The organism is Mesorhizobium sp. M0621, from assembly GCF_040320745.1.
Taxonomy (GTDB): domain Bacteria; phylum Pseudomonadota; class Alphaproteobacteria; order Rhizobiales; family Rhizobiaceae; genus Mesorhizobium.
Map to the genome: position 1 here is coordinate 1 of NZ_JAMYQF010000057.1, position 22,176 is coordinate 22,176.

Annotated in this window: 13 protein-coding genes and 5 pseudogenes; 4 read left to right on the plus strand and 14 right to left on the minus strand. The window is 59.2% G+C overall.

The genetic code is table 11. From position 1 onward, the window contains the following. The 3 genes and pseudogenes from NKI38_RS27775 to NKI38_RS27785 form a co-directional block, all read right to left on the minus strand. Positions 1-454, minus strand: a pseudogene (locus NKI38_RS27775) (helix-turn-helix domain-containing protein); the annotation flags it as partial. A 68-nt stretch (positions 455-522) separates the two neighbouring features. Continuing rightward, complete coding sequence (locus NKI38_RS27780) at positions 523-1,983, minus strand: amidase family protein (protein ID WP_352663356.1); 1,461 nt, start codon at positions 1,981-1,983, stop codon at positions 523-525. A gap of 717 nt (positions 1,984-2,700) precedes the next feature. After that, positions 2,701-4,722 (minus strand): CocE/NonD family hydrolase, encoded by a 2,022-nt coding sequence (locus NKI38_RS27785; RefSeq protein WP_352663358.1) that lies wholly within the window; start codon positions 4,720-4,722, stop codon positions 2,701-2,703. Between the two features lie 743 nt (positions 4,723-5,465). Between NKI38_RS27785 and NKI38_RS27790 the strand changes: the two are divergent. Together NKI38_RS27790 and NKI38_RS27795 are read left to right on the plus strand one after the other, a co-directional pair. Next, positions 5,466-5,617 (plus strand): annotated as a pseudogene (locus NKI38_RS27790) (IS256 family transposase); the annotation flags it as partial. 9 nt (positions 5,618-5,626) lie between these two features. Continuing rightward, a pseudogene (locus NKI38_RS27795) lies at positions 5,627-6,056 on the plus strand (transposase); the annotation flags it as partial. Between the two features lie 28 nt (positions 6,057-6,084). On the opposite strand, the pseudogene NKI38_RS27800 reads toward NKI38_RS27795, so the two are convergent. The 6 genes and pseudogenes from NKI38_RS27800 to NKI38_RS27825 form a co-directional block, all read right to left on the minus strand. Next, positions 6,085-6,808: pseudogene (locus tag NKI38_RS27800) on the minus strand (tetrahydrofolate dehydrogenase/cyclohydrolase catalytic domain-containing protein); the annotation flags it as partial. A 2-nt stretch (positions 6,809-6,810) separates the two neighbouring features. Further along, positions 6,811-7,698, minus strand: a complete 888-nt coding sequence (purU, locus tag NKI38_RS27805; RefSeq protein WP_352663360.1) for a formyltetrahydrofolate deformylase — start codon at positions 7,696-7,698, stop codon at positions 6,811-6,813. 60 nt (positions 7,699-7,758) lie between these two features. Continuing rightward, complete coding sequence (locus NKI38_RS27810; protein ID WP_352663362.1) at positions 7,759-8,292, minus strand: sarcosine oxidase subunit gamma family protein; 534 nt, start codon at positions 8,290-8,292, stop codon at positions 7,759-7,761. Next, positions 8,285-11,248 (minus strand): sarcosine oxidase subunit alpha, encoded by a 2,964-nt coding sequence (locus tag NKI38_RS27815; protein ID WP_352663364.1) that lies wholly within the window; start codon positions 11,246-11,248, stop codon positions 8,285-8,287. Before NKI38_RS27815 ends, NKI38_RS27810 begins: the two co-directional genes overlap by 8 nt. Further along, positions 11,245-11,523 carry a sarcosine oxidase subunit delta gene (locus tag NKI38_RS27820; protein ID WP_352663365.1) on the minus strand — a complete coding sequence of 93 codons (279 nt, stop codon included), beginning with the start codon at positions 11,521-11,523 and terminating at the stop codon, positions 11,245-11,247. The genes NKI38_RS27815 and NKI38_RS27820 overlap by 4 nt, the downstream gene beginning before the upstream one ends. A gap of 23 nt (positions 11,524-11,546) precedes the next feature. Next, the gene (locus tag NKI38_RS27825; RefSeq protein WP_352663367.1) at positions 11,547-12,797 is read right to left on the minus strand and encodes a sarcosine oxidase subunit beta family protein; all 1,251 of its coding nucleotides are present in this window, start codon (positions 12,795-12,797) and stop codon (positions 11,547-11,549) included. Between the two features lie 88 nt (positions 12,798-12,885). Here NKI38_RS27825 and NKI38_RS27830 point away from each other — a divergent pair, with 88 nt between their 5' ends. Next, positions 12,886-13,836 carry a GlxA family transcriptional regulator gene (locus NKI38_RS27830; RefSeq protein WP_352663369.1) on the plus strand — a complete coding sequence of 317 codons (951 nt, stop codon included), beginning with the start codon at positions 12,886-12,888 and terminating at the stop codon, positions 13,834-13,836. A 378-nt stretch (positions 13,837-14,214) separates the two neighbouring features. On the opposite strand, the gene NKI38_RS27835 is transcribed toward NKI38_RS27830, so the two are convergent. Continuing rightward, complete coding sequence (locus NKI38_RS27835; RefSeq protein WP_352663371.1) at positions 14,215-14,487, minus strand: porin; 273 nt, start codon at positions 14,485-14,487, stop codon at positions 14,215-14,217. A 287-nt stretch (positions 14,488-14,774) separates the two neighbouring features. Here NKI38_RS27835 and NKI38_RS27840 point away from each other — a divergent pair, with 287 nt between their 5' ends. Further along, positions 14,775-15,002: a hypothetical protein gene (locus NKI38_RS27840; protein ID WP_352663373.1), complete on the plus strand. Its 228-nt coding sequence runs from the start codon at positions 14,775-14,777 to the stop codon at positions 15,000-15,002. Here NKI38_RS27840 and NKI38_RS27845 read toward each other — a convergent pair. The 4 genes and pseudogenes from NKI38_RS27845 to NKI38_RS27860 form a co-directional block, all read right to left on the minus strand. Further along, a pseudogene (locus NKI38_RS27845) lies at positions 14,977-16,070 on the minus strand (IS630 family transposase). The gene NKI38_RS27840 and the pseudogene NKI38_RS27845 overlap by 26 nt on opposite strands. Before the next feature lie 301 nt (positions 16,071-16,371). Further along, a complete protein-coding gene (locus NKI38_RS27850) occupies positions 16,372-18,387 on the minus strand; it encodes a CocE/NonD family hydrolase (RefSeq protein ID WP_352663374.1) in 2,016 nt (671 codons plus the stop codon). A 29-nt stretch (positions 18,388-18,416) separates the two neighbouring features. Next, positions 18,417-20,153 carry a hydantoinase B/oxoprolinase family protein gene (locus NKI38_RS27855; protein ID WP_352663375.1) on the minus strand — a complete coding sequence of 579 codons (1,737 nt, stop codon included), beginning with the start codon at positions 20,151-20,153 and terminating at the stop codon, positions 18,417-18,419. After that, the gene (locus NKI38_RS27860) at positions 20,099-22,135 is read right to left on the minus strand and encodes a hydantoinase/oxoprolinase family protein (protein WP_352663377.1); all 2,037 of its coding nucleotides are present in this window, start codon (positions 22,133-22,135) and stop codon (positions 20,099-20,101) included. The genes NKI38_RS27855 and NKI38_RS27860 overlap by 55 nt, the downstream gene beginning before the upstream one ends. Positions 22,136-22,176 lie beyond the last annotated feature (41 nt).

The window sequence follows — 22,176 nt, forward strand, 5'->3', positions numbered from 1 at the left end:
GGCCTTGTCGTTCGACAGTTTGAAGCTGCGCCAGCGGTGCGTCGCAAGGCCATGATCGTGCCAGATCTTCACGACCGACGACGCGGCGATACCCGTCGCCTTGGCCAGGGCGCGGACGGTCCAGTGTGTCGCTTCCTGCTTCGGCGGGCTCCAGCGTCAGCGCCATTACGCGCTCAGCGATCTCAGGCCCGAGCGGCGCAATGCGCGAGGGACGCGTCTTGTCGCGCAGCAGCCCCTCGAAGCCTTCCGTGGCGAAGCGCTCCCGCCAGCGCCACACGCAGGTCTTGGATTTGCCGGTCCGCCCCAAGATTTCGATCGTGCCGGCCCCGGTGGCGCTCAACAGCTCGATCTCGGCGCGCCACACATGCTTCTGCGGCTGTGACGAATCTTTGACCAGGGCAACCAAGCGCCGATGGTCCGAAGGCGAGACGGTGAGAGATATTCCTGTGCGCATACCGCAGACTCGCACGCGCTCAGCCAAAAGGGAATCTCGATCCGGACTCTTATGTCGGGCGGAAACCACTAGCTAGAGCCCAGTAGAGGTGGCGTAGTGTTGGGCGATCGTCGCGGCCTAATTGCTTGCTCGTAGGAATAAGCCAATGCGACTAGGCGATCGTCCGCTAGCGGACGGCCAAGCAACTCCATCCCAATCGGCAGATTGTCCGAGATAAATCCTGCGGGAATCGCGATTGCCGGGAATCCAGTTACAGCGCTAAGTCTGGTGTTCGTTTTTGGCGATACGCTGCCGATGAGTGGGGGCCTGCTTCGAAGGGTTGGATAAACGAGAGCGTCTAACCCATGCAAGTCAAGAACACTTAAGAGCTCGCGCTGAATGCTTTCTCGACGCGCGAGCGCTAGGCGGTATGCGGGGCTGTCTTCACCAGCGGAGGTATTGACATGCTCCAGTTGTTCTCGCAGCTCCGGATTAAACAATCCTTGTCTCAAGATCTCGGACAGTGAGGACACAGGAGCGCTTGGGATGGCAGCAAGGTAGCCCGCTAGATCAACCCTGAACTCGAAATCCCACACTACAGCGTCCGCGATCTCCAGCATAGTTGGGAGTTCGATTGCAAGAGTGACCGCACCACACTCTTTCAATCGCTTCGCTGCCGTTTCTACGACTCCCATCGCCTCCGCATCGTCCGCTTCGCGGAACAAGTTACCGACGATGCCCAGTCGGGCGCCCTTTAGAGCTGCCGCATTAAGTGCTCCAATAAAGGATGGCACTCGGCATCCCGCTGCTCTCGTTCTTGGAACGGCAGGATCCGGTCCGACCGTAGCATCAAGTCCAATCGCGAGATCGATTACTGTACGGGCGAGGGGTCCTACGGTGTCGTGCGTATGCGAATAAGGCATGATACCCCTGTTACTCGACAGCCCCTTTGTCGGCCGCAACGCAAATAGGTTATTGTAAGCTGCGGGTATGCGGATAGATCCCCCTGTATCGGTTCCGTATGCAATCGCGGCAAAACTGACGGCAGCGGCTACACCACTGCCTCCGCTTGAGCCTCCAGGAATCCTGTTGAGATCGTAAGGATTGCGCGTCTGGCCACCCAATGAGCTTGTCCCGGTTATGCTCGCGGCAAGATCATCCATGCTTGCTTTACCTAAGATGACGGCACCCGCCTCACGCATTTTTTTCACCTGAAAGGCGTCGCCCCTTGGCCACAGCTTAGCTAACGCAGCGCAGCCCGCAGATGTAGGCATCTCAGATGTTGCAAAGTTGTCCTTCAGGATGATGGGCACTCCATGCATTGGCCCCCGCACCCGACCAGCCCGCCTCTCTTCGTCGAGCGCGGCGGCGTCATCATAGACCAACTCGTTCAGGCGAATTATTGCGTTAAGGCAGGGCCCTTTTCGATCATACGCTTCTATCCTCGCAAGGTAAGCATCGACGAGGCCTTGAGCTGTCACCCGACCTGAAGCCATCGCAACCTGCAGTTCGGGGATAGTGGCTTCGCAAATCTCAAACGGAATGGTCATCGACAAGACCTCCAATCAGGTCGCCCTGACGCTCGCAGCTCACGTCCACCGAGGACGTCGCGGGCAGCCGTTGATGCGGGTCGAGAAGGAGCGTGCGCTGTTCATATATTCTGACGGGCCAATTATCGACATTACAGCCTTGACTGGATTTACGTCCACGACCCAGAAGGCATCCTCGTTCAGACGTGCGGCCCCAGCGGTTCGAGGAGTTGCGCGGTCGAAGAACACGCCGACGACGCCCGTCGCTAATCTTATGCGCCGCGCCCGCCTGGGCGCCGAACGGCGCCCACTGGCACGTCTCGACTGTTCACTTTTCGACACCGGCAACAACTTTCGGTCGCCAGTTCGAGATCCAGGTTCTTGAAGAGTCGGCCGAGGAGTTGACACCTTCGTATGTTCCTTCATCCTGACGCGACCAAATTTGCGCACCGTAGGAATTATGACTGCCGCGCCGGGCGGGGAACTCGCAAGTCGTAGGGGTTGCTGGCAATTCTGACATTGTGGCCCGGCCGAACGTTCCCGAAGACTGGAGTACCTCGGTCGCGGACCCGATCCCGGATCGGGGAATCGCGGTGACCAGAATAGCGCTCGCGCGGCGCGCGGCTTACTCGCCGCGCCGGTCTGCTCTCGATGATCCGGCCGCGATGCACCGCGGCCATACGGTTCGCCGTCTCGGCGACGACACCCATGTCGTGGGTCACCAGCATCACCGCCGCCCTAGATCAGGTCTCTTTTCTTCCTAAGGTGCCAGTTTCTGGAAACAATGCGATTGTCACCCTCAAAAGCGTCTAGCCGAGCTTCGATAATAAATTCGGTCTCAGTGGCTCGAAAAGAGGTATGAGACTTGGCATACGCCTGCCAATCACCGCGTCCCTGCCGGTGCCAGTTCTCAATCTCCATGGTGGCCGTTAGCGGGTCATCCTCTCCGATGCGGAATGTCTCAAGCTTTCCGCTTTCTATCTCCAGTCCTATATGCTCGATGGTCTGGAATCCGTAATCCCTGTCAAGAACATACGTCGTTTCCCCCGTGACTAGATCACGTGTGGTTGTTTCTCGTGTTGAGAAGTCCCGATGGATCGTAGCTTGCTCCAAAGGAGCGGATTCGGCAGCTAAGAACGGTTTCAAATGCTCGTCTTCTGGACGCGGAGCTCGCGTGGGCAATTCCAATTTGCTTGCACCAGCAACAACACTGACTGTGACTGGTTCCGGACTTGGCCAGACGAGCGGCCAATAAGCTGAACTCACAGCCACACGAATTCGGTTTCCGGATGGAAAGGCATAAGCCGAGTCCTTTAACTGGACCCGAACCCTATACCGCTTCCCGGGTTCCAGCGCAGTCGGCGTTTCATGGCTGTCACGATGTGTAAGATTGAGCAAGCCGTAGCTGACCCGTGTGGAAGCACCATTGGGCGCGACATCGTTTAAGCGCACACAGATCTGTGCCACAGCTTTGTCGCTCGATATTTCCAGCTCGACGACGGGGGCGCCGAGAATTTCTAATCTCGCATCGAGCGGCTCACTATCGAAGCACAAGGACTTGCCGTCGTCCTCACGCTGATCCGCCGGCATGTCGCCAGGAATGCCCCACGCGCTAAAACGGCCCGCAGCTGCGCCCGTATGAAGAGGCGAGCGGATTTTCAGTTCTGTTTCTGCTCCCGGCGCCTTGGAAAGCGTACCTACATTGAGCATCAAATATTGCGGCTGAATATGCGGACTAGGCCAAGAGGGTTCAGCGACCCACCGACCTGGGCGTTCGCTATAGAAAGTCTTCGGTTGCGCAGGTTCATACATCCAGACCCGGTACATCGGTTCATCCATGATGTCGGTATCCATGCCCTTCAGCCAGTGATCCCACCATCTTAGGCATTCCTGCAGGAACCCCATTTGCGGCCCCGGATAGGCCCCAGGCGAATGCGGATAACTATGGCCCCACGGGCCCATCAACCCTTTACGGGGTACATTGAGCTTTGATAGCAGCCGCGGCACCGTGTTGGTGTATCCATCAGTCCAGCCGCTCACCGCGTAGATCGGACAGAGGATGCTGGAGTAGTCCTCACAAACCGAGCCGTGCTTCCAGTATGCATCACGACGCTGATGCTCTAGCCAATTATCGAGCATCAGCGGTTGGTTCTCCAATCGCTTAAGCCACATCTCCCGCCAGCCCTCTCCCACCAGCGTCGGATCCGGCGCGTAGGACAATACCGCAGCCATCTCTTCCGACCACGTGATCTTGCGAAGCAGCAGGCACCCCCCGATATAGTGAATGTCGTCCCGATAACGATCGTCGGTTGAGCATAACGAAATTACCGCCTTCAATTCCGGGGGTTGTCTCGCAGCAACCTGTAATCCATTGAACCCGCCCCATGAAATACCGATCATACCACATGCCCCGTTGCACCAAGGCTGCTTTGCCAGCCAGGCCAGAACCTCGAGGCAGTCATCCTGCTCCTGCTTTGCATACTCGTCGAAAATGAACCCGTCCGACTCGCCCGTGCCTCTCAGGTCAACGCGCACCCCGGCATAGCCATGCCCTGCGTAGTACTGATATGTACCTGTGTCTCGTGCGGATGTACGATCGCGCTTGCGATATGGGATGTATTCTAGGATCGCTGGCACAGGATCGCTTTCTGCGTCCTCCGGAAGCCAGACACGCGCGGCTAGTCGCGTGCCGTCCGAGAGGGGGATGAACACGTTCTCAATCTCACGCACTTTTCGTGGGAAGTTCGTCACAATTTTCATTTGAATCCTAAATTTGTCATATTACTGCGTCGCAATGTTATTTCGTGGCACGCCGGGAACAGAACATCGCCGCCGTGCCGCGCTCACACCCGCGATATGCTGGGTATGGGAAACTGTACGTGCGCACAGCATTCACTTCGTATTCTCGCATGACGAAAGTGGGTTGCTTCCCCGGTGCGAAGATCAACGGGGAATGGTACGAAGTACCCGCCGTTTCCATTATATCTGGAAAGATACAGAGATGGGCATGGTCGGTGACAACGAGCGCTTCCAGATTGGCGCGGTCCATCACTTCCAGTAGCTCTTGTGCCTGCGCTCGTTCTCCGTTTTGCGTTTTGGGAATGCTACTCCGGTCAGTGGAATCGGCGAGAATGTCGTGGTCACACATCGGCTTGGTCAGTTGTCAAATTTTACAAGTTCGAACCGACGAACGAAGTCCGAAGCTATCGCCAAGTCATTCTTCAGTCGAAGATCATCGGCCTGGCGACCAGGGTCAAATACAGTTTTTATATTGTTGGTATCTGGCAAAGAGATGGTTGATAGCCGCGGAGCCGACGGAATGGCAAGCTCACCTTCTGTTCATGAATTCTTACGTTCGGGCACGTAGTCAGGATAGGCGCAAAATGATGCGGGTCAGCTTACAACGCAGGTCGCGCCAGCGTGATGCCGATATCGCTTCGCTTACTCCTGTCGGGTGATCACGATCCCCTTCCGTTTCCAAAGCATTTCATGGTTTGCCATGTGTGGCATCGGCCTTCATCGCCAACGCTTTCGCTCAGAAGACCGCCGAGGCAGCGAGCCTGCAATGGCGCCCAATCGCCGACCAGATCTGGCCGAAGAGGTGCCGAAGCTGGCTACTATCATGGACGATGTCGAGCCTGATGTGCTCGCCTACGGCCATTAACTCAACCTGACCACCGGCAGGAGCGGCATGATTCTCGGTCCGGTGATCGAGGCGGGCAATCCGCGCGACAGCGATCGATTGCTGCCGATGCTGCCATATCGCGTTCTATGGTCACGCGCCGCGGCAGGCGGCGGCCGACGGCGGCTTTGCTAGTCGCGACAATTCTGGCTAGAGCCAAGACCTTGGGCGTTCGCGACATGGCATTCCACAAGAAAGTGGGCCTCAAGATTGAGGACATGGTCAGAAGCAATGGGGTCTATCGCAAGCTGCGTAACTTCCGTGCGCGCATCTAGGCCGAAATCTCATGCCTCAAGCGCGCTTACCGCTTGGCGCGCTGCACCTTGGCGGCCTGGATCACTTCAAGAGCTACGTCTGGTCCTCGGTCGTGGCCTACAGTCTCGTCGTCGTCACGCGCCTCAAGGCGACTTGATGCCGGCCACTAATGGAATTGCATCACACTCGAGTGCATTGATCCGGTTGACGCCGACGTCGATAATGGTGCCCCCCTTTTTCACCCAGTTGGGCTGTACTATTTCCGGGCGGCCGGCGGCGGCCACAAGAATGTCAGCGTTGCGGCATACGTCAAGAACGTTCTTCGTGCGCGAATGGGCGATCGTAACCGTCGCGATGGCGTTGAGAAGAAGCTGAGCCATCGGCTTGCCAAACAGATTCGAACGGCCGATGACGATGGCGTGAAGGCCCGACAGATCTTTGCCGTGAGTGCGATGGACGAAAACCATTGCACCGGCTGGCGTACAGGCCACGAGCCCCGTTTTCAGCTCGCCGGTCGCAAGCTTGCCGGCATTTACGACGCTTAGGCCGTCGACATCCTTCTCCGGCAGAATACGCTGGATAATGGCTTCGCTGTTCAAGTGCTTAGGCAGCGGCAGCTGAACCAGAATGCCGTGGATGCTCTGATCGCTATTCAGCTTTCCCACCAGAGTAGAGAGCTCTCCCTGAGAGGTTTCGCTAGGAAGCGTCTACTGGACAGATTTGAAACCGCATTCCGTTGCCATACGGCTCTCGGACAAAACTTTATGTGTGGCTCGCCGGATCGTCGCCCACGATAATTACGGCAAGACCAGTTTTGGTACCGTTGAGTTTCTCAAGTTCCGCTGCAGCGGACTTGATCCTATCGATTACGGAAGCAGCGACCTTCTTCCCGTCGAGGATCGTGACCATGCTTAGCCCATCCTCTCGGAGGCATAAGATCCCGGGCTAGCCGGAAACACAATGGTCCTGTTGCCGTTGAGGAACGTCCTATGATGAATATGTGCGTGTATGGCGCGCGCCAAAACCTGGCTTTCAACATCGCGGCCGATCGAGACATAGTCGTCGGCGCTCTGAGCATGGGTGATGCGGGCCGTGTCCTGCTCGATGATCGGACCTTCGTCGAGATCGGCAGTGACGTAATGCGCCGTCGCACCGATTAGCTTCACACCGCGCTCGTAGGCTTGCTTGTAGGGATTGGCACCCTTGAAGCTCGGCAGAAACGAATGGTGGATGTTGATGATCCGACCCGACATCGTCTGACACATCTCATCGGATAGGATTTGCATATAGCGGGCCAGAACAATCAACTCAGTGCCAGTCTGTTCAACGACCGCCATGATCTGCGCTTCAGCCTGTCGCTTATTTTCCTTCGTCACCTTAATGTGGTGGAACGGAATGTCATGGTTCACCACGACCTTCTGGTACTCGAAATGGTTGGAGACGACGCCGACGATGTCGATTGGTAGGGCACCGATCTTCCAGCGGTAGAGGAGGTCGTTAAGGCAATGGCCGAACCGCGAGACCATTAAGAGCACCTTCATGCGGCTGGCGCCATCACGGATTTTCGCCTCCATGCCGAACTTCTCAACGATCGGCGCGAATTCTTCCTCCAGTGCCGACAGCGTTACGCCCTCTTCGGAAATGAACGAGATGCGGGTAAAGAACTTGCTCGTATCGAGGTCGTCGAACTGCCAGCTATCGACGATGTTGCAGCCCCGATCCGCCAAAAATGTCGAGATAGCTGCAACAATCCCCCTTGCCGCCTTGCAATTTACGTTTAAGATCAAGTTGCTCGGCATAACGTCTCCTCATGGAAGGCGAGGCAACTGGACCTCAGCGCTTCCGTTTTTCCAACTGAACTATCGATATTCTGCACTCATCCGAGTGAGCTCTCCCCAAAGGCTCTCCGCGAAGCTTCTTAATACTATCAGCTCGAACCCATCTTCCGAGGTGCGTGTGATGTGCACGGCAATGCGACCGATCAGCGTTGTCGTGTTCCGACCTATTGGAAAGACGTGACTTGCAAAGTTTGCGGCGCTGCCCTTTGCTAGCACGGATGCCGCCTGTGAACCCGCGATTGCAATGCGGACGCGGCCATGACTCTGATCAACGGCGAAAGCATACGGCTGAAGCGTATCGTCCAATGCAGTGAATTCCGCATGGGTTTTGGCGGAATTCCCTACGACAAACCACTGCCCGGGACCGGCGACACGCACGGCAGCGGGAGACTCGTCGCTAAGCGAGGCGAGCCTGGCCTCAATTGCCGAGGCGCCGGGTTTCCCAAGCACGTGAATCAGATGGCCTTCCGGCAGAACCTTGAGGTCGATTCCGCCGTATACGATGGGCTGTTCGGCGCCAAGCGCGGAACGCAGGGTGACGCGAAATTCAGACATGAAGCTTCTCGTTTGTTGGGTCGATAAAGACCGGGCTACAGAGTCGCCCAGGCGTATATTCATTGCACACACCGTTCCAGATCATCACCTCTTCGCCGTGACGTTCCGAACCGCCCCTTACGAGTGCGAGCCCGATCGTCGAGCCTACATGCGGCGAATAGGCGCTGGAGCTGACGTAGCCCTGATCGTTTTCAAGCGTGGCGGCCGCGTGCCGACCAAGGATATGCGAGCCGGCGCGGAAGGTGTTGTTCGCATCCAGTGGAACAACGCCGACAAGCTGCAGGCGGTCCGGGTCCGTCAGGCCCTCACGTCCGACCATCGCCTTGCCGATGAAGTCGACCTTGGCATCGGAGACCATTTTGCCGAATCCGAGGTCCGCGGGGACCACGGTGCCGTTGATTTCGCTGTGGGTAACATGACCCTTTTCGACGCGCAGCACGTTCAGCGCCTCGACGCCGTAAGGCTGGATGCAATGCTCCTTACCGGACTCCATCAGGGCATCGGCGACGCATTCGCCGTAGCCGGCCGGAACGGCAAGCTCGAAGGCGAGTTCGCCGGAAAACGAGATCCGGAACAGACGGCCGTGAAGCTGTCCGTCGAACAGCGAGACCTCCTTCGCGCCTAGGAAGTGGAATGCCTCGTTCGAAATATCCTCATCGACGATCGCCTGCAGGATTAGTCGCGATTTCGGCCCGGCTATCGCCATCTGCGCCCACTGGTCGGTGGAAGAGGCGAGCCGTACGTCTAACTCCGGCCATAGCGCCTGCGAGCAGAATTCCAGATGGTTCATCACGCCCGCCGCGTAAGCCGTGGTGGTGGTCATGTAGAAATGCTGGCCGGAAAGACGGCTTGCGGTGCCGTCGTCGTAGATCATGCCGTCCTCGCGCAGCATCAGACCATAACGGGCCTTGCCAACCGGCAGCTTGAGGAAGGCGTTGGAATAAACGCGGTTGAGGAATTCCGCCGCGTCCTTACCGCAGACCTCGATCTTACCCAGCGTAGAGACATCGCAAAGACCGGCATTTATGCGAACGTTCAGCACTTCACGATTGACGCTTTCGCGCCAGCCGGTTTCACCCGCGCGCGGGAACCATGCCGAACGATACCAGAGCCCTGTCTCCACGAAGGTAGCGCCGTTCTTCTTGGCCCAGTCGTGCAGCGGCGATTTGCGCACTGGCTGGAAATGTTTGCCATGCGAGGGACCGGTCAGCGCTCCGAAGGATACAGGCGTGTAGAACGGCCTGAATGTCGTAGTGCCGACTTCTGTTAGCGAAATGCCACGTGCTTCCGCCAGCAGACCGATGGCGTTGACATTGGAAAGCTTGCCCTGATCGGTCGCCATGCCATTGGTGGTGTAGCGCTTGGCGAGCTCTACATGGCCATAACCCTCCTGCAAAGCAAGGCCGAAATCCTTACGATGCACGTCATTCTGGTAATCGACGAAAGCCTTGCCCTTAATGCCGGGAATGTTCCAAAGCGCCTTTGCCGGCGGGGCGACGATATCGCCCTCGACCGCGCGGAACATGGCGGGAGAGGCGGCGAAGCCGAGTTCCTCCACGCATTTCGTGCCGCGCGCCGCACCTTCCGCAAGGCAGGCGGCGATGCCGGAGTGGGTGTTGACGGCGCCTGCCAGTTCGAAGCCGTTGAGGCCCGTCGGCGCGAGGAACCCGGCCTGTCCATCCGACCACACGGGCTTGGCCCCGCGATGACAGGCAAGGTGGATGATTGGGCTAAAACCGCCGGATATGGCGAGTGCGTCCGCCTTGAGGGTTTCCACCCTACCGTTCTTCCACACGCTAATGGAGGAAAGCGCCTTTCCGCCATGAGCATCGGAGACATAGGCGCCCTTGATAACGCGCGCCCGACCTGAATAGCGGAAGCCCGCATCCGGTCTACTGTCGATCACGGCGACGAGGTTGACGCCCGCCGATTCCAAATCTCGGGCCAGGGCATAGCCGCTGTCATTGCTGGTGAAGATGATTACCTGCTTGCCAAGAGCAACCCCGTAGCGGTTCAGATAGGTCCGCATCGCAGTCGCCATCATGACACCGGGCATGTCATTGCCGCCGAAGACCAGCGGACGTTCTTCCGCACCGCTGGCAAGGATCGCCCGTTTGGCGACGATGCGCCACAGACGTTCCACAGGGATGGCAGCCAGCGGATCAAGGACATGCTTCTGCACCCGTTCGACAGCGCCGAACACATTACCATCATACCATCCGAAGGCCGTGGTGCGGCTCAGGATCTGCACGTTGGAAAGTGACTGAAGCTCGGCCAGCGTCTGCGCGACGAACTGCGCGGCAGTTTCGCCACCGATCGTCGCCGTTTCTGACAAAAGCGATCCGCCCGCAACCGAATGCTCGTCCACCAGAATGACCCGTGCGCCGGAGCGCCCGGCACTCAGCGCTGCGGCAAGACCGGAAGGACCTGAACCGATCACCAGCAGGTCGCAATGCGCCCAGCACTTCTCGTAGCTATCCGGGTCCGCCTCGTAGCTGGCCTTGCCGAGGCCGGCCGCTTTGCGGATGAAGGGTTCGTAGATCTTTTCCCAGAAGGCGGCGGGCCACATGAAGGTCTTGTAGTAGAAGCCTGCACCGAGGAAGGGCGAGAACAGGTTGTTCAGCGCGCCGATATCGAATTCCAGCGAGGGCCAGCGGCTCTGGCTCATCGCTTCCAGCCCGTGATAAAGCTCCTGCATCGTCGCGCGGGTATTGGGTTCGGTCCGGCCGCCTTGGCCGATGGTCACAAGCGCATTCGGTTCTGCCGCACCTGCAGTGAGGATGCCGCGAGGGCGATGATATTTGAAGCTTCGCCCGACCAGCAATTGGCCATTGGCCAGCAGGGCCGAAGCCAAGCTGTCGCCTTCGAGGCCAAGCATACGCTTGCCGTCGAAGGAAAAGGAAAGTGGCGTCTGCCGGGCTATCAGGCCCCCGGTTGCCAGGCGATAGGATGTCATGTGCGGGCATCCGTCTGTCCGGCAAGCGCCACATCGCGGATTGCTTCGATCTCATGGGTAGCGGTGTCGCGGGTCACCACCAGCCAGCGGCGGCAGCCCGAGGTGTGGTGCCAGTATTCCTCGTAGCGGCCGCGCGGATTGTCGCGCAGATAGACGTAGACCATCCAGCTCTCCTGATCCGCATCCGGCGCGGGGCGGGCAAGCGCCGCGCCCTTGACGGTGAATTCTTCCTTTGGTCTTGCACCGCAATGCGGGCAGGGGACGAGGCTTGCCATGTCCGGCTATTCCTTGAGAAATATCAGTGAAGGTTGGGTTGGGCGCCCTGACCTTTTTCGTCGATCAGGTAGCCGCGTGCGAACCGGTCGAGACGCATCTGCCGTGTCGTGTCGTGGGACGTGTCCCTGGCCAGCAGATGGGCAAAGCAGAAGCCGGAGGCAGGCGTCGCCTTGAAGCCGCCGTAACACCAACCGGCATTGAGGTAGAGATTGTTGAGATGGGTTCGGTCGATGATCGGCGAGCCATCCATTGACATGTCCATGATGCCGCCCCAGGAGCGCAGCACCCGGACACGCGACAACGATGGGATCATCGCCTTGCCGGCTTCCGCGACATGCTCGACGGTGGCCAGATTGCCGCGTTGCGCATAGGAATTATAGCCGTCGATATCGCCGCCGAACACCAGCCCGCCCTTGTCGGACTGCGAGACATAGAAATGCCCGGCTCCGAACGTCACCACGCCGTCGATGAAGGGTTTCAACCCCTCTGACACGAATGCCTGCAGCACATGGCTCTCGATCGGCAGCTTCAGCCCGGCCATTTCCGCGACGCGCGAGGAATTGCCCGCGGCAGCAAGGCCGAGCTTGCCGCAGCCGATGAAGCCCTTGGTGGTCTCTACGCCGATTACGATGCCGTTTTTGCGGCGGATGCCGTTTACTTCGCAGTTTTGGATGATATCGACGCCGCGTATGTCGGCGCCACGAGCATAGCCCCAGGCAACCGCATCGTGGCGCACCGTGCCGCCGCGTTTCTGCAGAAGGCCGCCCTGGATGGGGAAGCGGGCATTGTCGTAGTCAAGGAAGGGCAGCATTTTTTGCACCGCGGCGCGGTCGAGCAGGTCGGCATCGACGCCGTGCAGCCGCATGGCATTGCCGCGCCGCATATAAGCGTCACGCTGGGGGTCGGAGTGGAAGAGATTGAGCACGCCGCGCTGCGAAACCATGGCATTGAAGTTGAAGTCCTGCTCCAACCCTTCCCACAGTTTCATCGAAAGTTCGTAAAACGGGTTGTTGCCCGGCAGCAGATAGTTGGAACGGATGATCGTGGTGTTGCGGCCGACATTGCCCGAGCCGATATAGCCCTTTTCAAGCACCGCCACGTTGGTAATGCCGAATTCCTTGGCGAGGTAATAGGCCGTCGCCAGTCCGTGGCCACCACCGCCAACAATGATCACGTCGTAACGCGGCTTCGGCTCCGGCTGCCGCCACGCAAGCGCCCACGCCTTGTTGCCGCGAAGTCCGTTTAGAAGCAGGGAGAAAGCAGAATAACGCATCGATTGGTTCCACATCGTTTCAGCTTGTTTATCCGAGAAACATCATTATTATTTTCCTCAACGAGCCAAAAAAAGACAGATAAGAGCCATGAGCGAGCAGGCAGGTCGACTTGTGCAGTCAATTGGGTTTTTACTGTTGCCTGGCTTTTCGCTGATGTCATACGCCTCGGCGACAGAACCACTGCGCGCGGCAAATCTTCTTGCTGGTCAATCGCTCTACGATGTCAGAGCGCTTTCGATGGATGGGAAACCTGTGGCTAGCTCATCTGGCGCAACAGTGCCTTGTAAACGGCTGGACCACTCTCCGTTGAACACGATATTCGTATGCGCAGGTGGAAATCCTACGACTTTAGGCTCCCCCGCACTTTATGCAGCGTTACGTCAACTATCTCGCAGTGGTGCGCGCATTGGAGGGATTTCAGGAGGGCCTTATATCTTGGCGGCAGCTGGCTTGCTCGATGGCCGGGATTTTACAGTTCACTGGGAGCATGCTGCTTCAATCGTTGAAGCTTTCCCTCATCTTAACCCGAGGCAGGCTCGCTTCGTGTTAGACGGGAACCGGATTACCTGCGGCGGTGGGGTTGCGCCTTTGGACATGATGCATGCCCTTGTCTCAGAGCGAATGGGCGCGGATTTCGCCCGCCGCGTAAGCGACTGGTACCTCCATACAGCGGTGGCAGAACCAACGGCGCCACAACGAGCGTCCGCCGCCGAGCGCTTCGGGGTCAACCATCCAATCGTGTTGAATGTTTTGGAGAAAATGGAAGCTGCTATCGAGCGGCCTTTAGAGCGCTCCCAGATGGCGATCTATGCCGGCGTAAGCAAGCGTCACCTCGATCGTTTGTTTTCCGAGCATCTCAACGCTGGGTATTCGGACGTCTATCGAAAGTTTCGCCTTGCCCATGCGCGCCGCCTGTTACAGCAGAGCCCCCTTTCTATATCTGAAATCGCTTTTGCAACAGGCTTCTCGAGTGCAGCTCACCTCTCCCGATCCTATTCGGCACTGTTTGGAAAGAGCCCGAAAAAGGAACGGAGTTGACTATTTTTCAAGCTTAGAACTTTAAATCTGACAAGGTGCCTTACTTTCCGTCGCGACGTAACAAACAAGCGCCGCTTAGAGCCGTTAAGATAGCGGCTGTTGTCCCGCAATATCAGGGAAAGATCGAACTAATTTGACCAGCACAGGTCGCTTGAGCTTAAGCCAATAACTAGCCTCAGCCTCAGCCATTACAGAGATAACGTCTCGTTGAGCTACATGGGACACTATGCAGAGCTTCAAAGCCGAATCATGGAACCAAGGGGAAAAACACAAATTGGTCGCCGGGGGACACAAACCCTGCTAGCGGAACGATCCAGGTGATCGAATTTGTTTTGCTCGATGCGTTTTAAATGATGTCATTGACCAGCGCGGGTGGCGTCAACCGCGAGCCTTTGAACGCATTTTAGCGCAGCCGTCGGGGAAGAATGCGAGTTGATGCTTGATCAACTGTGCGTGGTTCAGCGTCGGTGTCATTCTGCCGCCGACAGCGCGCTGGAAACATATTCCCATCCAAATAGGCTTTCCGGCCCACTCCTCCCAAGCACTGTCATAGGTATCGACGGCAGTGATTGCGCCCCAAGCCTGCGTGTACTTGACGCCACAGACGATATGGAGAATGTAGCTGTCGATGGCGCATTGCCGGTTGAACAACGCTCCAGGCTGCAGAGTGTTTGCACAGCCAGACCTTCTTCCAGGTAGGCCAAGGCCGCGACGCGGCAATCCATATTTTCTGGCACGGATGGATCGACTACCGTCCACCTACCGGGTTTGGGGAGTCGGGAGCACGCGTGGCGGCAGGCCGAAGTACCTGATGAACTGAGAGTTCGAATTGTTATCTGGGCGCGCCCTTCGACTTGCGCGGTTGCGGGAGCGCGGATCGTAGTTGTCGTGTAGTCCGCCGGATCCCATGGTTTCTGACCCTGGGAAGGGAGCCTGGAATGAGGATCCTTGCCCTTGATCGCGTGGCCCTGTCGTTACAGACACGACCAGTTGCCTCTCCACCAATGCAAAAGAGAGTCGGTGAGGGCCGCCGCTATGATGACCGGCGCAAACGTATTGCTGTCGAGCAGGTCAACAATGGCGACATCGCTTGCATTCCGAATCCATCGGACTGCCGCGTCGGGCGAGAGTCGCTTGAGATCATCGTGCACACCGTCCTAATCTAGCTAGTGGATTGACTCCAACGCTTGGAACCCGTGCGGCGATGATCTCGGCGGGGTCTGCCCGCCATACGAAATGGCTTCGGGTTTTGGTTGTGCTCGACGACGAACCGGTTGATGGCGGCCTGCAGGTCGGTGACGGAGCAGAAGACGCCATGCTGGGGCGCCTACGGGAGAGCTTGGCGAAGAAGCCCTCGACTGCGTTCAGCCATGAACTCGACGTCGGGGTGAAGTGGAAGGTCCAGCGCGAATGCCGCTCCAGCCAGCGGCGGACCTCGGGTGTCTTGTGGGCCGCGTAGTTATCGAGGATCGCGTGGACGACGTTTCCGGCCGGGATTTCGCGCTCCAGCGCATTGAGGAAGCGGATGAACTCCTGGTGCCGATGGCGCTGCATGTTCTTCCCGAACACCGTGCCTTCGTGCACGTTTCAGCGCCGCGAACAAGGTGGTGGTGCCCTGGCGCTTGTAGTCATGGGTCATCGTTGCACCACGGCCCTTCTTTATGGGCTGGCCGGGCTGCGTCCTGTCGAGCGCTTGGATCTGGCTCTTTTCGTCGACACTGAGCACCACGGCATGCGCCGGAGGCCTGACGTAAAGCCCGACGATGGCATGGAGTTTGTCGACGAAGGCGGGGTCGTTGCACAGCTTGGAGGCGCGCCAGCGATGCGGTGCCAAGCCGTGGGCCTTCCAGATCTTCTGCACCGTCGCGACGGCGAGCCCCCGGCCTTGGCCATCGGCCGAGCGGTCCAGTGTGTCGCCTCGTGGGGCGGCGGCTCATGGGTCAGACGCACGACGTCGGCAACCCGAATATCGGCCACAGCGCCTTGCCTGGCGGGCGAGTCTTGTCCAGGCCGCCGACACCGGCCTGCGCGAAGCGCTCCTGCCAGCGCCAAACGGTCGTCTTCGACTTGCCCGTCGCGGCCATCACGCCGTTCGTGCCGAGACCTTCGGCCGTGAGAAAAAGGATGATCCGCGCCCGCCACGCGTGCTTCTGAGTGGTGTTGCGGTCGGTGACGATGGCCTCAAGCCGCCGACGATCGGCTGCGGAGACCGAGATGGAGAGCCCTTTGCGCATGCCGTGGACTCGCATGTGCGCAGACAAAAAGGAATCCCCAGCCGGACTCTTTTGTCTCGGTCAGACCACTAGCGCGTTGGTCAACACCAACATCTTTGTCCTGCACCAAGATGTGGCTGCCGCCGACACGGGTCTGGCGACAGCCACGCGCCTTGGGAGGCAAAGGCAGGGGGCAAACTTGTTAAAGATCATCTCGATGTGTCGCATCGCCACTGTGGCATCGTCATCTTCGGTCTCCGATCACCGCGGCAGGTATCAGGTGATAGAGACCAATCGTAGGTCCCGATCTCGCGGAAACCGCTCAGGACCATTTCCGCGGGACGCTTTCCGTCCAGCTTTTTTGAAAATGTGCATGCCCATTGATCTGAATTCCGATCTGCACGGCGTGCATGTAGCTGGCCGAGTCGCTCGTCGTCTGACAAGCGGCCTCGACGCGAATATCGAGCGTCGGATGCGGCGCGCGATACGAAAAGCTCGCATCGATGGTGGTTTGCGCCGGATACCGATTCGAGACGGTATAGCGGGAGCGACTACGACCGATGATGCGACTGCCTGCAGCGTCGGTGGCCAACTCACAGGTCACCTGATCGGTGACCAGATCGTGATGCAAGGTGTAGGTCGGCTGGGGCATCATTTCCGGAGACGCCTGCGAGACGACAGAGTCCACGAAATCCGGCGGCGGCAGGTGCTTCTGCCCCGGCATCGCAATCGGCAGCACAACGCGGGACGGATACTTGAAACCTCGATGAATGGTATTGTGCGCCGACTGACCGGTGGGCCAGGCATTTTGAAATAAGGCGCTGGAGACTGCGACACGGAGGCGATGTCCCGGAGGGATTGCATAGGCACAGTGCTTGAGGGGAAAGCGGACTTCCGTCACCTCGTTCGGGACGAGCGGCTCGTCATTGTCCGCCCCGTTCCGATGGCTTGCAAGCAGACCTCCATATGTGATGAGACGAGACTGGCCGTCGGGGGCCACATCGCACAGGCGGAGAGCGAAATAGGCGCTTTGCGCGGTGGAAGATACGTGGAGGATGGCTTCGGGCTCGCCGAGCAGTTCGGTCTCTGCAGTGAAGCTCTCCGATTCGTAGAGCACGGAATAGACGTCGTCGAGCCGCTGATCCACCGGCATGCCCCATGGGGTGGTGGAACCGAGTCCGAGCCGCCCCGTCGTCAGCCCGACAGACGGGCGGTAGTCGTAGCTTTCCGACCCCTCTTGCGCTGCATCAGCTAGCTTTCCCGCGTTGCCGAAAAAGACTTGCGTGTTGCGTACCCGCTCAGGTGGCCACTCCGCCTCATTGCGCCACATTCCCGCATCCTGTGGGCAAACCAGCGCTGGCGTTTGCCACCCGCGCACAAAGACGGTTACCGGCGGCTCGTCGGTAACGCCGTTCTCCATGCCCTTCAAGAAGTGATCGAACCATGTCAGGTATTCACGACGTGCGTCGATGCGCGGACCAGGAAACGCCGCCTTCTCCTCGGCGTAATAATGCCCCCATGGCCCGATCAGCACCTTGCGAGGTGAGCGCAGCCGCTGGTAGGCGCGCAACTCGGCGCTTGCATACCAATCGGCCCAACCCTCGATGAGCAGCACCGCACATTGAATTCGGTCGTAATCCGGCGCCACGCTGCGGCTGCGCCAATACGCTCCCTGTTGCAGGTTCCGGATGAAACCCAGCCCCCAAGGCGCACTGTTTTCGAGGCGTTCCTGCCAGATCGCAGCCCAGCGATCGCCGGTCAGCAACGCGTCGGGGGGCGAGAAGTTGAAGGCGCTCATCGAGGGCGCAAAAAATTCGAACATCCAAGGCCGGATGCATCCGCCGGGATTGCTGAATTCGGACGCGAGATCCACGCCGCCCGAGCGGACGACGATTGCCTTGAGATGGGGCGGGTTCTGCACGGCGACCTGCCACTGCACAACGGCACCGTAAGACTTGCCAACCATGCCGACGGCTCCCGTGCACCAGTCCTGAGCGGCGCACCATTCAACCATATCGTAGCCGTCGCGACGTTCGTCATCCGAGTATATGTCCGTGCTGAAGCCCGATGAACTGCCGGTACCGCGCACGTCGTACTGGACGACGACATATCCCCGCTCGGCCAGGTATGGAACGACGGGCGGATACTCGTCACGATAATCCGCCATGGCCCCCGCAAGCCCGCGATAGGGGTTGTATTCAAGCACTGCCGGGAAGCGTCCCGGCGCATCCGGCCTCGTAATGCGCACGTTAAGCTCAACACCATCACGCATGGCGATACGAACGCCCGTGATCACCCGAACGCCGAATTGAGCTACAAAGTCCGTTGTTGTGGTCATGAAGACTCTCCCGAGTTGGCGCGACCGTTTCAGTCGGCTCTTGTCGATTGATAGAAGCGAGCGACGAAGCTTGGGGCGAACTTGCCCGAATCGACATCGTCGCGGATGCATAGTCCGTCGCGATCAGTCGCCGGACCGTAGCCGCCCGCTCCGGGAGTCTCGACCGCTACGGCATCCGTCGGTCGAAGTGTGAGACCGGTGAGCTTACCGGGCAATTTCTCGACGGTTCCATTTGCCGTGTGCAGTTCGAAGACACCCGGCCGCCCAGGCTCGCCGCCGAAGATGCCGGGAGGCGCGTAGCGGAACCGCTCGCCGACACCGGAGAATTCGCAATTATGCCCGACCGGCCGGACGACGCGTCGCAATCCGAGGCCGCCCCTCCAGCGGCCGGCGCCACCGGAGTTCTCGACCAGCGAATATTCCTCGACCCGCAGAGGATATTCCATCTCGATGGCCTCGACGGGCAGGTTCGACGTATTGGTTATATGAACCTGAACGCCATCTTTACCGTCGCGGTCGCTGCGCGCGCCCATGCCGCCGCCCAGTGTCTCGAGATAGACGTAGGGCTTGCCGGTTTCGGGGTCTTCGCCGGCGAAAACCATGCTGGTATTGGCGCCATTGGCCGCGCCGACGGCATGTTCGGGAAGCAAGGGACCGATCGCCCCAAGGACGACATCGATCACGCGCTGGCATGTATTGGCGCGCAGGGCCACGGCGGCTGGTGCACGACAATTGACGACGGTCCCTTCGGGAGCGACGATCTCGAACGCCTGCACTACGCCTTCATTGTTCGGCATTCCCGGATCGAGAAGGGCCTTGAGAGCGTAACAGACTGAAGACCGGACGGCATTTAACGTCAGGTTGATGTTGCCAGCAACCTGTGGGGAGGATCCCGTGAAGTCGAACAACGCCTTTTTTCCGTCCTTCACGAGCCTGAGCGCAATCAAGACCTCGTCGCCACTCACCCCGTCGTCATCCATTCGGTCGCTATAGGTCCACTCGCCGTCGGGAAGCACCGCAATCGCCGCCAGCATCCGGCTGCGGCTGCGATCGATGATTTCGTCATATGACGCAAGCACCCGCGCCATGCCGAAGCGGTTGCCGAGATGACCGATGCGCTCGATACCCAATCGGCTGGAGGCGATCTGAGCGTTGAGATCGCCTCTTCGCTCTGCGGGAAGACGCATGTTGAGCAGAAGCAGGTCCAGTATATCGCCGACGAGCTTGCCCTTTATGTAAAGGCGGATAACCGGGATGCGGAGCCCTTCCTGATAGATTTCCGTCAGTCCCGGCGACATGGAGCCGCGTGCGGCGCCTCCCACGTCGGCATGATGAGCGATGTTGCAGATGAAGGCGATCAGTCGGTCGCCGTCGAAAACGGGGGCGGCAAGGTTGATGTCCGGAAGATGGGTACCTCCCGCCACATGCGGATCGTTTCCGACAAAGATGTCGCCGGGCGCGATGTCGCCCGCATAGCGCGCAAGAAGAATTTCGACGAGGCCGCTCATCGAAGCCAGATGAATTGGCAGCGCGTTCTCAGCCTGCACGATCAAGCGTCCTCGCGCATCTAAGATGGCGACGGAATGATCGTGCCGCTCCTTGATGTTGGTCGAGAAAGCGCTGCGCTGCAAGGTGAGGAAGCATTCGTCCGAGATCGAGCGCAGTCCGTTCCAGAGGATTTCAAGGGTGATGGGATCGAGCATGAAAACGCTCATTGCGGTACCTCGATGATAATGTTTCGCGCGTCGTCGACGCAGGCGGTGCATTCCGGAGGAACGACCGTAGTGGAATCGAACTGGGTGATGATGATGGGCCCATTAATGACGGCGCCGGGTTCGAGTGAATTGCGGTGGACGATCGACGTCTTTTGCGGGCCTGAGGAATCGAACCACACGTCCGCAATGATCATTTTGCTCGTCGCCCGGTTGACGCGCAGGATGGGTTCAACCGTGAATTTCGGGAGATTGCGGGCGCGAAGCCGGACGTTCACCACCTCGACCGGCGCGGTCTCGTCGAAATGGCCGTATTTCGATTGATGTGCGGCGAAGAACTGGTCCCGCAAGACTGGCACTGGGGGCAGGATCTCCAAAGCTCCATCCAATGCGACCGATAGTTCGTAGTTCTGGCCCACATACCGCATGTCGAGGAAGATTGCGATATCAAGATCGCCATGCGCCTTGGCGTCTACATGCCACCGGCGCGCGGCGGCCGCGAGTTCCCTGACGGCCGCCTCTACCGCCGCAATCCCAGCTTTATCCAACCCGACCCTGCATGTAGCGACGAAACCTTCCTGAAGATTGGAGACCGCCGCGCCTTCGGCGCACAGGATGCCGGGAGACAGGGGTACAAGAATGGTGCGGATCAAAAGCTCGCGCGCGACATCGACGGCATGCAAGCCGCCGGCGCCACCGAACGGCATCAACGCGAAGTTGCGGGGATCATAGCCCCGCTCGATCGAGATCGCCCTGATAGCTCGGACCATGTTGGAAGTTGCGATCCGCAGGATACCGAGCGCCGTTTGGTGCATGCTGAGACTAAGGTGCTGCGCGATCGGCTGCACCGCACGTTCCGCCGCCGACTTATCCAGCGTCATCCCGCCACCGATGAGAGCGCCGGGAAGTCGGCCGAGAATGGCGTTGGCGTCGGACACCGTAGGAAGCGTGCCGCCGCGCCCATAGCAGGCCGGCCCCGGAGCGGCGCCGGCACTGATGGGGCCGACTTTGAGGAGCCCGTCTGGGCCTATGTGAGCGATCGAGCCGCCGCCTGCGCCAACGGTGTTGATGTCGACGGTCGGAAGCCTGACGGGAAAGTCGGCGATGTTGCGCCCATAGGTCATGACCGGCGCGCCGTTCTCGATCAGGCAGACATCCGTGCTGGTTCCGCCGATGTCGAGTGTAATCAGGTTCAACACATTTGAGCGCGCCGCCACGGCGACGGCGCCGACGCAACCTGCGGCCGGACCCGATAGGGCGGTACGGATCGGAAAGGCCGAGGCGCGGCGGATATCCATCAGCCCGCCGGAAGATTGGCTGATGCCGATGGTCGCATCATTGGCCGTGTCGGTGAGTGCCGCTTCTAGCTGCTTCATGTACCCCGTCACCCTCGGCTGCAAAAATGCGTTGAGAATGGTCGTCGAGAATCGCTCGTACTCGCGGAATTCGGGCTGAACCTCGCTCGATAGCGAAAGATGAAGGTTCGGAAGGCGCGCACGCAGTGCGGCAGCGATCCTTTGCTCGTGCTCCGGGTTGAGGAACGAGAAGAGCAGACAGATGGCGCAGCAATCCACGTCGGCCGCCGCGACCAGATCGACGACACGCTTGATTTCGACGTCGTCCAAGGGGGCAAGGACCTCTCCTTTGGGGCCAATGCGCTCCCGAATTTCATATCGCACCTGCCGCTTCGCCAAAGGCGCCGGCGCATCCGCCTTGAGGTCGTAGATAAGGGGGCGTACCTGCCGGCCAATCTCGACGAGGTCGCGAAATCCGGCCGTCGTCACCATCGCGACGCGCCCGCCCCTACGTTCAATGAGGGCATTGGTTGCGACCGTCGTTCCGTGTGCGAACCGGGCGATCGCGGCGGGGTCGACCCCGTGGCGTGCGCAAATGTCCCCCAATCCGCCGACAATGGCCCTTGACGGGTCGTCCGGCGTGGAAGGGACCTTGTGGACGAGCACCTCCTTCGTCCCTTCGTTGAAGAGGTAGAAATCAGTGAATGTGCCTCCCACGTCCACCCCGACAACCCAACTCATTCTCGTCTCCTTCGTTAATCCGTCACTACGGCCTGGGCATC